At 69.5% G+C, this 13777-nt stretch carries 13 protein-coding genes; 12 read left to right on the top strand and 1 reads right to left on the bottom strand.

The window, feature by feature from the left end; genetic code table 11:
- Window positions 1-175: 175 nt before the first annotated feature.
- On the top strand, window positions 176-523 hold the full coding sequence (locus tag LXT12_RS07155) for a GFA family protein (protein ID WP_233390740.1): 348 nt from the start codon (window positions 176-178) through the stop codon (window positions 521-523).
- Window positions 524-527: 4 nt separating this feature from the next.
- Here the strand turns inward: LXT12_RS07155 and LXT12_RS07150 are convergent, their stop codons facing one another.
- Window positions 528-1283, bottom strand: a complete 756-nt coding sequence (locus LXT12_RS07150) for an IclR family transcriptional regulator (RefSeq protein WP_233390739.1) — start codon at window positions 1281-1283, stop codon at window positions 528-530.
- Between the two features lie 70 nt (window positions 1284-1353).
- Between LXT12_RS07150 and LXT12_RS07145 the strand changes: the two genes are divergently transcribed.
- From LXT12_RS07145 to aqpZ, 11 genes are all read left to right on the top strand, one after another.
- Window positions 1354-2322 carry an MBL fold metallo-hydrolase gene (locus LXT12_RS07145; RefSeq protein WP_233390738.1) on the top strand — a complete coding sequence of 323 codons (969 nt, stop codon included), beginning with the start codon at window positions 1354-1356 and terminating at the stop codon, window positions 2320-2322.
- A 20-nt stretch (window positions 2323-2342) separates the two neighbouring features.
- Window positions 2343-3920 (top strand): FAD-dependent oxidoreductase, encoded by a 1578-nt coding sequence (locus tag LXT12_RS07140; protein ID WP_233390737.1) that lies wholly within the window; start codon window positions 2343-2345, stop codon window positions 3918-3920.
- Window positions 3913-4113 (top strand): DUF2783 domain-containing protein, encoded by a 201-nt coding sequence (locus LXT12_RS07135; RefSeq protein WP_233390736.1) that lies wholly within the window; start codon window positions 3913-3915, stop codon window positions 4111-4113. Before LXT12_RS07140 ends, LXT12_RS07135 begins: the two co-directional genes overlap by 8 nt.
- Window positions 4106-5407: a homogentisate 1,2-dioxygenase gene (gene hmgA / locus LXT12_RS07130; protein ID WP_233390735.1), complete on the top strand. Its 1302-nt coding sequence runs from the start codon at window positions 4106-4108 to the stop codon at window positions 5405-5407. The genes LXT12_RS07135 and hmgA overlap by 8 nt, the downstream gene beginning before the upstream one ends.
- A 165-nt stretch (window positions 5408-5572) precedes the next feature.
- Window positions 5573-6802, top strand: coding sequence for a fumarylacetoacetase (gene fahA, locus LXT12_RS07125; RefSeq protein WP_233390734.1), 1230 nt, complete (start codon window positions 5573-5575; stop codon window positions 6800-6802).
- A 236-nt stretch (window positions 6803-7038) separates the two neighbouring features.
- Complete coding sequence (urtA, locus tag LXT12_RS07120; protein WP_233390732.1) at window positions 7039-8292, top strand: urea ABC transporter substrate-binding protein; 1254 nt, start codon at window positions 7039-7041, stop codon at window positions 8290-8292.
- Window positions 8293-8452: 160 nt separating this feature from the next.
- Entirely contained in the window at window positions 8453-9994 is a 1542-nt protein-coding gene (gene urtB, locus LXT12_RS07115; RefSeq protein ID WP_233390731.1) for an urea ABC transporter permease subunit UrtB, read from the top strand.
- Window positions 9995-10112: 118 nt separating this feature from the next.
- Window positions 10113-11159, top strand: coding sequence for an urea ABC transporter permease subunit UrtC (gene urtC / locus LXT12_RS07110; protein WP_233390730.1), 1047 nt, complete (start codon window positions 10113-10115; stop codon window positions 11157-11159).
- A complete protein-coding gene (urtD, locus tag LXT12_RS07105) occupies window positions 11156-11989 on the top strand; it encodes an urea ABC transporter ATP-binding protein UrtD (protein ID WP_233390729.1) in 834 nt (277 codons plus the stop codon). The genes urtC and urtD overlap by 4 nt, the downstream gene beginning before the upstream one ends.
- A gap of 117 nt (window positions 11990-12106) precedes the next feature.
- Window positions 12107-12811 carry an urea ABC transporter ATP-binding subunit UrtE gene (gene urtE / locus LXT12_RS07100; RefSeq protein ID WP_255763480.1) on the top strand — a complete coding sequence of 235 codons (705 nt, stop codon included), beginning with the start codon at window positions 12107-12109 and terminating at the stop codon, window positions 12809-12811.
- A 271-nt stretch (window positions 12812-13082) separates the two neighbouring features.
- Window positions 13083-13769, top strand: a complete 687-nt coding sequence (aqpZ, locus tag LXT12_RS07095) for an aquaporin Z (RefSeq protein ID WP_233390820.1) — start codon at window positions 13083-13085, stop codon at window positions 13767-13769.
- Window positions 13770-13777 lie beyond the last annotated feature (8 nt).

Below are 13777 nucleotides of genomic sequence, written 5' to 3'. Positions count from 1 at the left end.
GCGGATCGTGCCGTCGTGGCGGATCGGGTGCAGTCAAGTCGGGCTTGCCCCCGAGGCGCGCTGGGGTTTGCGATGGCGTCCACACTTTTTCAGGGACAGTGCGCTAACGCTGAAACCAATTGCAAAGACGCGGCTGCGCGAGACTACGGCCCTCACCCGCTACGGAGACTGCGCAATGAACTACCAAGGAAGCTGCCACTGCGGCCGTGTCGCCTTCGAGGTCGATGGCCAGCTGGAAGGCGTCATGGCCTGCAACTGCTCCATCTGCCGGCGCAAGGGCGCGTTGATGTGGTTCGTCGGGCGCGACAAGCTGCGCCTGCTCACGCCCGAGGCCGACCTCGCCGCCTACGCCTTCAACAAGCACGTCATCCAGCACCGCTTCTGCCCGAACTGCGGCATCCACACCTACGGCGAGGGCACCGATCCCAAGGGCAACGCCATGGCGGCCGTCAACGTGCGCTGCCTGGACGACGTCGACCTGGAAAGCCTGCCGGTGACGCACTACAACGGCCGCGACGCCTGACCTCCTAGGCCAGCCCGCCGCCCAGACGCGCCGAGAGCGCGATGGCGGCCTCCTTCAACGCCAGGGCGGCCTCGCTGTCGGCCGCCGTGTCGAAGCTCGCGCTCGGGCCGATGGCCGTCAGCGTGAGCACCAGCCGGCCGCCCGCCTCGAAGACCGGCGCCGCCAGCGCGCTGACGCCGACGATGACGCCGTCGCGCGAACGGGCCAGGCCCTCGCGTCGCACCTCCTCCAGCATGGCCGGCGCGGGCAGGGCTTCGCCCAGCACCGCCGCCTCCTCCGCGCGGTGGGCCGCGAACAGCCGGCCCGAGGCGGTGCCGGCCAGGCTCATGACCGTGCCGTGGCGCATGCTCACATGCACCGGCGTCGGCCCCTCGGCCACGCGCACGATGGTGGGCCCCCGGGTGCCCCAGACGGCGATGGCCACGGTGTGGCCCAGGCGCAGGGCCAGCTCTTCGATGACCGGCGTGGCCAGCCGCACCGGGTCGTACTGCTGCAGACTGATGAGGCCGAGCTGCAGGGCCAGCGGGCCCAGGCCATAGAAGCCCGACCGGCCGCTGCCGCCGTCCTGCTCGACGAGGCCGAGCTTGATGAAGCTGACGAGATAGGGATGGGCCTTGGCCGGTGTCATGCCCGCCTCGCGGGCCAGGTCCTTCAGCGGCATGGGCCGGCCATGGTGGGCCAGGGCCAGCAGCAACTGGCCGCCCACTTCGATGCTCTGGATGCCGCGCGGTTCCCGCGCTGGAGGCTTGCCGTTACTCATGTGGAAAATTCTATATTGCTGAATTGATTCGTAATAGGCTAAATTGCGAGCCTTGCGTGGAGACCGCCCCATGACCGCCAAAGCCTTTGCTTCCCAAGCCGACCTCGAAGAGAAGAAGGTCAGCTTCGAGCGCCTGTCCGAACACGCCTGGGCCTACACGGCCGAGGGCGACCCCAACACCGGCATCGTCATCGGCCGCGATGCGGCCATGGTGGTCGACACCCAGGCCACGCCCGTGATGGCGGCCGACGTGATCCGCCGCATCCGCGAGGTCAGCCCGGTGCCCATCAAGTACGTGCTGCTCAGCCACTACCACGCCGTGCGCGTGCTGGGCGCCTCCGCCTTCAAGGCCGAGGGCCTCGAGCAGGTCATCGCCAGCGACGCCACCCTGGCCCTCATCCGCGAGCGCGGCGAGCAGGACAAGGCCAGCGAGATCGGCCGCTTCCCGCGGCTGTTCCGCAACGTCGAGTCCGTGCCGCCGGGGCTGACCTGGCCGACGCTGACCTTCTCCGGCCGCCTGACGCTCGACCTGGGCGGCGTGAAGGTCGAGATGTTCTCGCCGGGGCGAGGCCACACGGCCGGCGACACCGTGGCCTGGCTGCCCGGGGAGCGCGTGCTCTTCAGCGGCGACCTCGTCGAGTTCGACGCCACCCCCTACTGCGGCGACGCCCACTTCGCCGACTGGCCCGCCACGCTGGACGCCGTCGCCGCGCTGGACGCCGCCGCCCTGGTGCCCGGCCGCGGCCCGGCGCTGAAGGGCCCCGAGCAGGTGGCCGCCGGCCTGGCCGGCACGCGCGCCTTCGTCAGCGAGCTGTATGCCGCCGTGCAGGCCGGCGTGCAGGCGGGCGAGGAGTTGAAGGCCGTCTACCAGCGCACCATGGCGTCGCTGCGGCCCAAGTACGGGCACTGGGTCATCTTCGACCACTGCATGCCTTTCGACGTGACGCGGGCCTATGACGAGGCCGGCGGGTTGAGCCACCCGCGCATCTGGACGGCCGAACGGGACGTGCAGATGTGGAAGGCCCTCGAAGGCGCCTGAGGTGAAAGCAAGGCCTTGACATGCACTTGCCCGCCTACCCCTATCACCAGAGCCTGGAGCAGCGCTCGGGCCAGCCGCAGCGGCGCCCCGTCGTCGTCATCGGTGCCGGCCCCGTCGGCCTGACGCTGGCGCTGGACCTGGCCCGGCGCGACGTGCCCGTCGTCGTCGTCGACGACAACGACCACATCGGCAGCGGCTCGCGCGCCGTCTGCTGGGCCAAGAAGACCCTGGAGGTGTTCGACCGCCTCGGCGTCGGCGAGGCGGTGGCGCGCGAGGGCGTGCGCTGGCAGCGCGGGCGCGTCTTCCATGGCGAGCGCGAGGCCTATGCCTTCGACCTCCTGCCCGAGGCGCATCACAAGATGCCGGCCATGGTCAACCTGCAGCAGGACCAGGTCGAGGCCCGCCTCGTGCGCGCGGCGCAGCTTGACGGCCGCATCGAGCTGCGCGGCCGGCATGAAGTCATCGGCCTGGAACAGGACGCCGAGGGCGTGACGCTGAACCTGCGCACGCCCGACGGCCTCTTCGACATGCGCGCCGACTGGGTCGTGGCCTGTGACGGCGCGCGCAGCCCGGCGCGGGCCATGCTGGGCCTGAGCTTCCAGGGCCAGGTCTTCGAGGACCGCTTCCTCATCGCTGACGTGCGCCTGGCCCCCGGCGTGCACCCGCGCGGCCTGGACCCGGCGCGGCCCGAGCGCTGGTTCTGGTTCGACCCGCCCTTCCACCCCGGCCAGTCCGTGCTCCTGCACGCCCAGGCCGACGGCCTCTGGCGCATCGACTTCCAGCTCGGCCGCGATGCCGACGCCGAAGCCGAGCGTGACGTCGACCGCATCAAGGCGCGCGTGGCCGCCATGCTGGGCAGCGAGGGCTTCGAGCTGGCGTGGTCGTCCATCTACCAGTTCTGCTGCCGGCGCGCCGAGCGCTTGCGCGTCGGGCGCGTGCTGTTGGCGGGTGACGCGGCCCACCAGGTCTCGCCCTTCGGCGCGCGTGGCGCCAACAGCGGCGTGCAGGATGCCGACAACCTCGGCTGGAAGCTTGCCGCCGTGCTGCAGGGGGAGGGCAGCGAGGCCCTGCTCGATGCCTACGAGTTCGAGCGCATCGAGGCCGCCGACGACAACATTGGACACTCCACGCGCGCCACCGACTTCATCAGCCCCAAGAGCGCCCTGAGCCGGCGGCTGCGCAAGGCCGCGCTGGATCTCGCCGCGCGCACCGAGTTCGCCAAGCCGCTGGTCAACAGCGGGCGGCTGTCCACGCCGACCGACCACGTCGATTCGCCCCTCAGCACGCCCGACGTCGAGCCCTGGCATGCCGGCCCGGCGCCGGGCTGCCCTGCGCCCGATGCGCCGCTGGACGGGGGCTGGCTGAGCGAGCAGTTCGGCGACTTCCTGCTGCTGTGCTTCGGCTGGGCGGCCGAGGCCGCCGGCGTGCGTGTGCTGACCTTGCCGTCGGACGGCATCGCCGCCGCGCGCTACGGCGCGGGGCCAGGCAGCGTGGTGCTGGTGCGGCCCGACGCCATCGTCGCGGCGCGCTGGCACCGATTCGACGCTGCGGCCCTGGCGGCAGCCCTGGCCCGAGCCCATGGGAGGCCGAATGAATAAATTGAACCTGACCCCAAATTTCGGTCGCGAGGCGGATGCCTTCTATGCCGAGCTCATCGCCGCCCAGGCGGGCCTGGACGACGAGGCGGCGGCGGACTGGCTGGCGCGGCTGACCCTCATCCTGTGCAACCACATCGGCGACCGCGAGGTGCTCAGAGAAGCCTTCGCCCTGGCCCACGAACGCCATGACTGAACTGACCCGACACGCCTTGAACTACCTGACCGGCTTCGGCAACCAGCACGCCAGCGAGGCCGTGCCCGGTGCCCTGCCCATCGGCCGCAACAGCCCGCAGCGCGCGCCGCATGGCCTGTATGCCGAGCTGCTGTCGGGCAGCGCCTTCACCGCGCCGCGGGCCGAGAACCAGCGGACCTGGCTCTACCGCCGCCGGCCCTCGGTCGTGTGCGGCGGCTACGGGCCGCTGGCCCATGCGCACTGGAAGAGCGGCGCCGCCCAGGGCGAGGCCGCGCCGCCCGACCCGCTGCGCTGGGGCCCGACGCCACTGCAGGGCGAGGGCGATTTCGTCGACGGCCTGCGCACCTACGTGGTCAACGGCGAAGCCGGCCAGCAGGGCATGAGCGCCCACGCCTACGTGGCCACCCGGTCCATGGGTCGGCGCGCCCTCGTCAACGCCGATGGCGAGATGCTGCTCGTGCCCCAGCAGGGACGCCTGCTGGTCACCACCGAGCTGGGCCGGCTGGAAGTGGCGCCCGGCTCCATCGCCCTGCTGCCGCGGGGCCTGGCCTTCAAGGTCGACCCGCTGGACGTGCCGGCGCGCGGCTACGTGTGCGAGAACTTCGGAGCCGCCTTCCGACTGCCCGAACTCGGCCCTATCGGCTCCAACGGCCTGGCCAACCCGCGCGACTTCGAGTTCCCCGTGGCCTGGCACGAGGTGGAGGAGGGCGCCTACGAGATCGTCAAGCGCCATGGCGGCCAGCTCTGGCGCGCCACGCAGCCGCACAGCCCCTTCAACGTCGTCGCCTGGCACGGCAACCTCGCGCCCTGCCGCTACGACACGTCGCGCTTCATGACGATCAACACCGTCAGCTTCGACCACCCGGACCCGAGCATCTTCACCGTGCTGACCAGCCCCAGCGACAGTCCCGGCTGGGCCAACGTCGACTTCGTCATCTTCCCGCCGCGCTGGATGGTGGCCGAGGACACCTTCCGCCCGCCCTGGTACCACCGCAACGTGATGAGCGAGTTCATGGGCCTGGTGCTGGGCCAGTACGACGCCAAGCCCGAGGGCTTCAAGCCGGGCGGCGCCAGCCTGCACAACAGCTACGTGCCTCACGGCCCCGACACCGACGCCTTCGACAAGGCCAGCAGCGCCGAGCTCACGCCCCACAAGCTCGACGCCACGCTCGCCTTCATGTTCGAGACCCGCTGGCCCATGAAGCCCACGGCCTGGGCGATGAATGAGGCGCCCCTGGAGAAGACCTACGCCGACTGCTGGCAGGGCTTGACCGAGAACTTCCAGCCTGGCTGAGCCACCGCCGCGGCAATGCGCCACAGAGGCACAGAGACACAGAGAAACGGGTCACAAGACCCACGGTCCGGCCATCGCACACGGGCCGTTGCGCCGGCCCACCGCCTCTGTGTCTCTGTGCCTCTGTGGCTGAGTCCCTGCATCGCACGCTGAACACCCGACACCATGCTCGACCATACCCACGACCCCGCCGCCCTGTCCTGGGTCGCCTCGGCCAACGACCCAGCCACCGACTTCCCGCTGCAGAACCTGCCCTTCTGCCGTTTCCGGCGCGCCGGCTCGCTGGAGCCCTGGCGGGTGGGTGTCGGCATCGGCGACCGGATCCTCGACCTCGCCGCCTGGGGCATCGACGACCTGAACGCGCTGATGGCCCGGCCCGGCGTGGAGCGCCGCGCGCTGCGCCACCGCCTCTTCGACACCCTCAAGGCCGGCGCGCCGGAGATCGACCTCGTGCCGCAGGCCGAGGCCGAGTTCACGCTGCCCTGCCGCATCGGCGACTACACCGACTTCTACACGGGCATCCACCACGCCCGAGCCGTCGGCAGGCTCTTCCGTCCCGACAACCCGCTGCTGCCGAACTACCAGTGGGTGCCCATCGGCTACCACGGCCGCAGCAGCTCCATCGTCGTCAGCGGCACGCCCATCCGCCGCCCCAGGGGCCAGGTCAAGGCGCCCGACGCCGAGGTGCCCGTGTTCAAGCCCAGCGCCCGCATCGACTGCGAGCTGGAGCTGGGCCTCTTCGTCGGCCCCGGCAATGCGCTGGGCGAGCCCTTCGGCATCGACGAGGCCGACGAGCACGCCTTCGGCTTGACCCTGCTCAACGACTGGTCGGCCCGCGACATCCAGCCCTGGGAGTACCAGCCCCTGGGCCCCTTCCTTGCCAAGAACTTCGGCACGACGATCTCGCCCTGGATCGTCACCATGGACGCGCTGGAGCCCTTCCGCATCCCCTTCACCCGGCCCGAGGGCGACCCCCAGCCGCTGCCCTACCTCGACTCCCCCCGGCATCGCGCCGCGGCGGCCTACGACATCGAGATGGAGGTCTGGCTCAAGACGCCGGCCATGCCGGAGCCGGTGCGCCTGTCGCGCTCCAACCTGCGCCACGCCTACTGGTCGCTGGCGCAGATGCTGACCCACCACGCCAGCAACGGCTGCAACCTCCAGCCCGGCGACCTGCTGGGCACGGGCACCATCAGCGGCCCGGCGCCCGAGGAGGCGGGCTCGCTGCTCGAACTGACCGCGGGCGGCAAGCAGCCCATCACCCTGCCCAACGGCGAGCAGCGCAGCTTCCTGCTGGACGGCGACCGACTCGGCCTGCGGGCTCAGGCCTGCAAGCCAGGGTTCCGCCGCATCGGCTTCGGCGCCTGCGACGGCGTCGTCACACCGGCGGGCTGAGGGGCGCGGCCGGCACCGCCCCCCCAAGCGCGGGCGCGCCGGCCCGTTTTTGTGCGGCACCGCGGTGCTGCGGTACACCAACGGTGCGGTTCGCACCGCGGCGGGGCTGCTGCGGTCCGTAACCGTGCGTCCGGGCGGCTCCTGGCGGGATGTGACGAAGTGCACGGGCTGGCACGAGGCTTGCGCTGACTGCGTTCGGCTACTCGACCTCGACATCCAACCCTGGAGGAATCCCGATGCTTCGCCGTTCCGCACTCGCCCTGGCCGCCGCCGCCAGCCTGTTCGCCCCCGCCGCCTTCGCCGCCGACACCATCAAGGTCGGCGTGCTGCACTCGCTCTCGGGCACCATGGCCATCTCCGAGACCGTGCTCAAGGACACGGTGCTGATGGCCATCGACGAGATCAACGCCAAGGGCGGCCTGCTCGGCAAGAAGCTGGAGCCCGTCGTCGTCGACCCGGCCTCCAACTGGCCGCTGTTCGCCGAGAAGGCCAAGCAGCTCATCTCGCAGGACAAGGTCGCCGTCGTCTTCGGCTGCTGGACCTCGGTGAGCCGCAAGTCGGTGCTGCCGGTCTTCGAGCAGACCAACTCGCTGCTGTTCTACCCCGTGCAGTACGAGGGTGAAGAGCTCAGCAAGAACGTCTTCTACACCGGCGCCGCACCCAACCAGCAGGCCATCCCCGCCGTCGAATACCTGATGAGCAAGGACGGCGGCGGTGCCAAGCGCTTCGTGCTGCTGGGCACCGACTACGTCTACCCGCGCACCACCAACAAGATCCTGCGCGCCTTCCTGCACAGCAAGGGCATCAAGGACGAGGACATCATGGAGGAGTACACCCCCTTCGGGCACTCCGACTATCAAAGCATCATCGCCAAGATCAAGAAGTTCTCGGCCGAAGGCAAGAAGACGGCCGTGGTCTCCACCATCAACGGCGACTCCAACGTGCCCTTCTACAAGGAACTGGGCAACCAGGGCCTGAAGGCGACCGACGTGCCGGTGGTGGCCTTCTCCGTGGGTGAGGAGGAACTGCGCGGCGTGGACGCCAAGCCGCTGGTGGGTCATCTCGCGGCGTGGAACTACTTCATGTCCATCAAGAACCCGGCCAACGACGCCTTCATCAAGAAGTGGAGCGACTACGCCAAGGCCAAGGGCATCGCCGGCCACAAGGACAAGCCGCTCACCAACGATCCGATGGAAGCCACCTACATCGGCATCAACATGTGGGCCCAGGCCGTCAAGAAGGCCGGCAGCACCGACACCGACAAGGTCATCGCCGCCATGGCCGGCCAGACCTTCCCGGCGCCCTCGGGCATCACGTCCAAGATGGACGAGAAGAACCACCACCTGCACAAGTCGGTGTTCATCGGCGAGGTGAAGGCGGACGGCCAGTTCAACGTGGTGTGGAAGACCCCCGGCCCCGTCAAGGCCCAGCCGTGGTCGCCCTACATCCCCGAGAACAAGGGCAAGAAGGACGAGCCCGAAAAGAAGTGACGTGCCTGCGGCGGGGCGCTTCGGCGTTCCGCCCGCCTACGGCGAACTCCCTCGAACACAGCCACAGAGGCACAGAGACACAGAGAACGGGCGCTGCCCGGTTCCTCTGTGTTTCCTCTGTGTCTCCGTGCCTCTGTGGTCGTATTCATTTCCTCGCCTCATGACTTTGCTTCGTCGGCTTCTCTGCCTCGCGCTGCTGACCTTCGGTTCGGCCTGGGCCCTGCCGCCTGAACTGGCCACCCGCATCGCCACCGGTGACGGAGACGAGCGCGTCGCGGCCCTGCAGCAGGCGCTGGCTGCGGGCGACGAGTCGCTCGGCCCCTTCCTGCGCGCGCTGCAGGACGGGCGGGTCCGCCTCAAGGCCGGCCAAGCCCTCGTCGTGGCCGAGGGCGCCACGCCGCCGGCCGATGCGGAGGAACCCATGCTCAACAACCGCATGCGCCGCGAGATCGACGCCGCGCTGGCAGGGCTGGACCTGCTGTCCAGGGACCGCGAGGTTCGCGCCAAGGCCCTGGCCACGCTGCGCGACGACGCGGACGTGTCCAAGCTGCCGCTCTTCGAGAAGGCGCTCGCCGCCGAGAGCGACGCAGGGCTGCGCGCCCAACTGAATTCCCTCGTGGCCGGCGCCAAGCTGTCGTCCGCCGACGCCGGCCAGCGCCGCGCCGCGGCCACCGAACTCGCGGCCAGTGCCGACCCGGCCACGCGGGCCCTGCTGCTGGACAAGCTGTCCGCCGAGTCCGACCCCGGCGCCAAGGCCGCGATGCAGGCGGCCGTCGACGCCATCGGCGCCCGGCTGGCCTGGGGCGAACGCGCCCAGCTGCTGTTCTCCGGGCTCAGCCTCGGCTCGGTGCTGCTGCTCGTTGCGCTGGGCCTGGCCATCACCTACGGCCTGATGGGCGTCATCAACATGGCCCACGGCGAGCTGCTGATGGTGGGCGCCTACGCGACCTACAGCGTGCAGCAGGCCTTCCGCGCCTGGGCGCCGGGCGCCTTCGACCACTACCTCTGGGTCGCCCTGCCGGCCAGCTTCCTTGCCGCCGCCCTGGTGGGTGCGGCCATGGAGCGCAGCGTCATCCGCTGGCTCTACGGCCGGCCGCTGGAGACGCTGCTGGCGACCTGGGGCATTTCGCTGGTGCTGATGCAGGCCGTGCGCAGCCTCTTCGGCGCGCAGAACGTGGCCGTGGAGAACCCCGCCTGGCTGTCCGGTGGCTGGGCCCTGCTGCCCAACCTGACCCTGCCCTACAACCGCCTGGCCATCCTCGCCTTCGCGGGCCTGGTGCTGGCCGGCATGGCCCTGCTGCTGTCGCGCACCCGGCTGGGCTTGATGGTGCGCGGCGTCACGCAGAACCGGCGCATGGCCGCCTGCGTGGGCGTCAACACCTCGCAGGTGGACACCCTGGCCTTCGCCCTCGGCTCAGGCATCGCCGGCCTGGCCGGCTGCGCGCTGAGCCAGATCGGCAACGTCGGGCCGGACCTCGGCCAGAGCTACATCGTCGACGCCTTCATGGTGGTGGTGCTCGGCGGCGTTGGCCAGCTGGCCGGCACCGTCTACGCCGGCCTGGGCCTGGGCGTGCTGTCCAAGCTGCTGGAAGGCTGGCAGGGCGCGGTGCTCGCCAAGATCGCGCTGCTGATGCTGCTTGTCCTCGTCATCCAGAAGAAGCCGCAAGGCCTGTTCGCACTGAAGGGCAGGGCCGTGGAATGAAATACAAAACAAAGCCACAGAGGCACAGAGACACAGAGGGAGCACCACGCTTTCCTCGCACCTGCTCGATTTCTCTGTGCCTCTGTGTCTCTGTGGCTGTGTTCATGGGGCGTCCCGCATGAAGCGACTTTTCCTCATCGTCGCAGCCCTGACCCTGCTGCTGGTGCCCCTGCTGCACCTCGCCTTCCCGCCCGGCCACGCGCTGCACCTGAGCGAGTTCTACGTCGGCCTGCTCGGCAAGTTCCTGTGCTTCGCCATCTGCGCGCTGGCCCTGGACCTCATCTGGGGCTTCGGCGGCATCCTGTCGCTGGGGCACGGGCTGTTCTTCGCCCTGGGTGGCTACGGCATGGGCATGTACCTCATGCGCCAGATCGGCCGCGACGGGCAGTACCAGTCCGACCTGCCGGACTTCATGGTCTTCCTGAACTGGAAGGAACTGCCCTGGCACTGGGCGCTGAGCGACTCACTCGTCGGCCAGATCTTCCTCGCGCTCGCCGTGCCCGGCCTGATTGCGGCGGTGTTCGGCTTCTTCGCCTTCCGCTCGCGCATCCAGGGCGTGTATTTCTCCATCATCACCCAGGCCCTCACCGTCGCGGCGATGCTGCTCTTCTTCCGCAACGAGACGGGCTTCGGTGGCAACAACGGCTTCACCGACTTCAAGCGCATCGCCGGCATGCCGCTCAACACGCCGGGCATGAAAGTCGGCCTGTGCGTGGCCAGCGGGCTCGCGCTGATCGTCTGCTACCTCGTGGCCCGCGCACTCACGCAAAGCCGCTGGGGCCGCATCCTGCAGGCCATCCGCGATGCCGAAGGGCGCGTGCGCTTCCTGGGCTACGACCCCGTGGCCTTCAAGCTCAGCGCCTATGTCATCTCGGCCGTGATGTGCGCGCTGGCCGGCGCACTCTACGTGCCCCAGGTGGGCATCATCAATCCCAGCGAGATGAGCCCGGCGGCCAGCATCGAGATGGCCATCTGGGCCGCGGTCGGCGGGCGTGGCACGCTGATCGGGCCCGTGCTCGGCGCCTTCTTCGTCAACGGCACCAAGTCGGTCTTCACGGTCTGGTGGCCGGAGGGTTGGCTCTACGTGCTGGGCGCCCTCTTCATCGCCGTGACCCTCTTCCTGCCCGCGGGCCTGGTGGGGCTGGTGCGGAGGATCAGGAAATGACCCCGGAACTGCTCGAAGCCGGCGCCGAGGCGCGCTCGCGCGCCATCACCCGCATCGCCACCGCCGGCGAGCCCATCTTCAACCAGGGCGTGGCCCTGTACGTCGAAGACCTCAAGGTCGCCTTCGACGGCTTCCAGGCCCTGGGCGGCCTGTCCTTCACGGTCGGCGTGGGCGAGTTGCGCTGCGTCATCGGCCCCAACGGCGCCGGCAAGACGACGACGATGGACTGCATCACCGGCAAGACCCGGCCCGACAGCGGCCGCATCTACTTCGGCAGCAACCTCGACCTGCGGACGATGAACGAGGCCCAGATCGCCCGCGCGGGCATCGGCCGCAAGTTCCAGAAGCCCACGGTCTTCGAGGCGCTGACCGTGGCCGAGAACCTCGAGTTGGCCCTGGCCGGCGACCGACGTGCCCGCTTCGCCATGCGTGCGCGCCTCACCGGCGAGCAGCGCGACCGGCTCGACGAGCTTCTCAAGACCGTGCACCTGGCCGAGGAGCGCACTCGCCTGGCCGGCCTGCTCAGCCACGGCCAGAAGCAGTGGCTGGAGATCGGCATGCTGCTCGCGCAGGACCCCAAGCTGCTGCTGCTCGACGAGCCCGTCGCCGGCATGACCGACGAGGAGACCGAGCGCACGGCCGAACTCTTCCTGAGCCTGGAGGGCCAGCACTCGCTCGTCGTCGTCGAGCACGACATGGCCTTCGTCGGCACGCTGGCCGGCGCCCACCGCACGGTGACCGTGCTGCACGAGGGCAGGACGCTGGCCGAAGGCACGATGGCTGCCGTTCAATCGGATGAGAAGGTGATCGAGGTCTACCTTGGTCGATAGGAATCCAACACGGCCACAGAGGCACAGAGACACAGAGAGATGGGGCTGCTCTCGCGACTCGGGCGCACCTTCTCTGTGCCTCTGTGTCTCTGTGGCTGTGTTCCCGAGAGCTCCGCAATGACACAACCCATCCTCCAGGCCGCCGACCTGCACCAGCATTACGGCGGTTCGCACATCCTGCGCGGCGTGAGTTTCGAGCTGAAGCCCGGCGAGATCACCGTCGTACTCGGGCGCAACGGCGTCGGCAAGACCACGCTGCTCAAGAGCCTGATGGGCGTCGTGCCCGCCACCTCGGGCAGCATCACCCTGGCCGGCCAGTCGGTGGACAAGCTGCGCACCCACCAGCGCGTCCGCGCCGGCCTGGGCTACGTGCCCCAGGGTCGCGAGATCTTCGGGCGGCTGACGGTGATGGAGAACCTGCAGATGGGCCTGGCCAGCCAGCCAGCGGGCACGCCGCTGCCCGGCGAACTCTTCGAACTCTTCCCCGTCCTCGACAAGATGCGCGGCCGGCGCGGCGGCGACCTCTCCGGCGGCCAGCAGCAGCAGCTCGCCATCGCGCGGGCCCTCGCTCCCGGCCCCAAGGTGCTGCTGCTGGACGAACCCACCGAAGGCATCCAGCCCAACGTCATCCAGGACATCGGCCGCGTCATCCAGCACCTGGCGCACGACAAGGGCCTGGCCGTCGTGCTGGTGGAGCAGTTCTACGACTTCGCCGCCGAGCTGGCCGACCAGTACCTGCTGATGCAGCGCGGCGAGGTCGTCATGCGCGGCCGCGGCAAGGACATGGCCGCGGACGGGGTGCGGGAGCGGCTGGCGATCTGAGGCGGCGGCCTTCGGCCTGCTCCATATCTAATGGATTATCCCCGCGGCCCTCCGCGGGGTTTCCATTTGGCGGCCAGATTCGAAGTTATGCGGTCAGCCGCTTCCGGGCCATTCGCTCCAGGCGATGCCGGTAATTCGTGGCGAGGCCGTCTCGATCACAATCCGCTCCCGTCAGGCCAGGCGGAGAGAGGAATCACGCGCCCTGCATATCGGCCCCGTCGATATAGGTGCGCACGTTTTGCCTGACTTTCTTCACTACGAAAGACAGGAAATGAAAAAATATGGAGCGGAGTTTCTCGGAACCTTTTGGCTGGTGTTGGGAGGCTGCGGCAGCGCCGTGCTCGCGGCGGCCTTTCCAGGCGTTGGCATCGGCCTGCACGGGGTTTCATTGGCCTTCGGCCTCACCGTGCTCACGATGGCATTCGCCATCGGTCACATCTCGGGCTGCCACCTGAATCCTGCGGTCTCGGTCGGCCTGTGGCTCGGCGGGCGCTTTCCCGCGAGCCAACTGCCGGCCTATATCGTGGCCCAGGTGCTGGGCGGCGTGGCCGGCGCGGCCGTTCTCTACCTCATCGCCAGCGGCGCCGCGGGTTTTGACGTCGCCAAGGGTTTCGCGTCCAACGGATATGGTGCGCATTCGCCGGGCGGTTATTCCCTGACGGCCGCCCTGGTCACCGAAGTGGTGATGACGGCATTCTTCCTCCTGGTGATTCTCGGCTCGACGGACAAGCGGGCGCCTGCCGGACTGGCGCCCATCGCCATCGGTCTGGCCTTGACGCTGATCCACCTCATCAGCATTCCGGTCACCAACACCTCGGTGAATCCCGCGCGGAGCACGGCGGTGGCCGTTTTCGTCGGCGGCTGGGCGGTGGAGCAACTCTGGCTGTTCTGGGTCGCGCCCATCCTCGGGGCGGCGGTCGGCGCCTTCGCCTATCGCGCCATCGCTGACGCGGAGTGACGGGGCGG

Source organism: Pelomonas caseinilytica, from assembly GCF_021353235.1.
Taxonomy (GTDB): domain Bacteria; phylum Pseudomonadota; class Gammaproteobacteria; order Burkholderiales; family Burkholderiaceae_C; genus Pelomonas; species Pelomonas caseinilytica.
The sequence above is the reverse complement of the archived record's forward strand: the minus strand, read 5'-3'. Positions and strand labels throughout refer to the sequence as shown.

Excerpts from the sequence above, each read along its gene's own strand:
- LXT12_RS07155 (WP_233390740.1), top strand. The coding sequence starts at position 176 with ATGAACTACCAAGGAAGCTGCCACTGCGGCCGTGTCGCCTTCGAGGTC.
- aqpZ (WP_233390820.1), top strand. The coding sequence starts at position 13,083 with ATGAAAAAATATGGAGCGGAGTTTCTCGGAACCTTTTGGCTGGTGTTG.
- hmgA (WP_233390735.1), top strand. The coding sequence starts at position 4,106 with ATGACTGAACTGACCCGACACGCCTTGAACTACCTGACCGGCTTCGGC.
- LXT12_RS07150 (WP_233390739.1), bottom strand. The coding sequence starts at position 1,283 with ATGAGTAACGGCAAGCCTCCAGCGCGGGAACCGCGCGGCATCCAGAGC.
- urtD (WP_233390729.1), top strand. The coding sequence starts at position 11,156 with ATGACCCCGGAACTGCTCGAAGCCGGCGCCGAGGCGCGCTCGCGCGCC.
- urtE (WP_255763480.1), top strand. The coding sequence starts at position 12,107 with ATGACACAACCCATCCTCCAGGCCGCCGACCTGCACCAGCATTACGGC.
- urtA (WP_233390732.1), top strand. The coding sequence starts at position 7,039 with ATGCTTCGCCGTTCCGCACTCGCCCTGGCCGCCGCCGCCAGCCTGTTC.
- fahA (WP_233390734.1), top strand. The coding sequence starts at position 5,573 with ATGCTCGACCATACCCACGACCCCGCCGCCCTGTCCTGGGTCGCCTCG.
- LXT12_RS07145 (WP_233390738.1), top strand. The coding sequence starts at position 1,354 with ATGACCGCCAAAGCCTTTGCTTCCCAAGCCGACCTCGAAGAGAAGAAG.
- LXT12_RS07135 (WP_233390736.1), top strand. The coding sequence starts at position 3,913 with ATGAATAAATTGAACCTGACCCCAAATTTCGGTCGCGAGGCGGATGCC.
- urtB (WP_233390731.1), top strand. The coding sequence starts at position 8,453 with ATGACTTTGCTTCGTCGGCTTCTCTGCCTCGCGCTGCTGACCTTCGGT.
- urtC (WP_233390730.1), top strand. The coding sequence starts at position 10,113 with ATGAAGCGACTTTTCCTCATCGTCGCAGCCCTGACCCTGCTGCTGGTG.
- LXT12_RS07140 (WP_233390737.1), top strand. The coding sequence starts at position 2,343 with ATGCACTTGCCCGCCTACCCCTATCACCAGAGCCTGGAGCAGCGCTCG.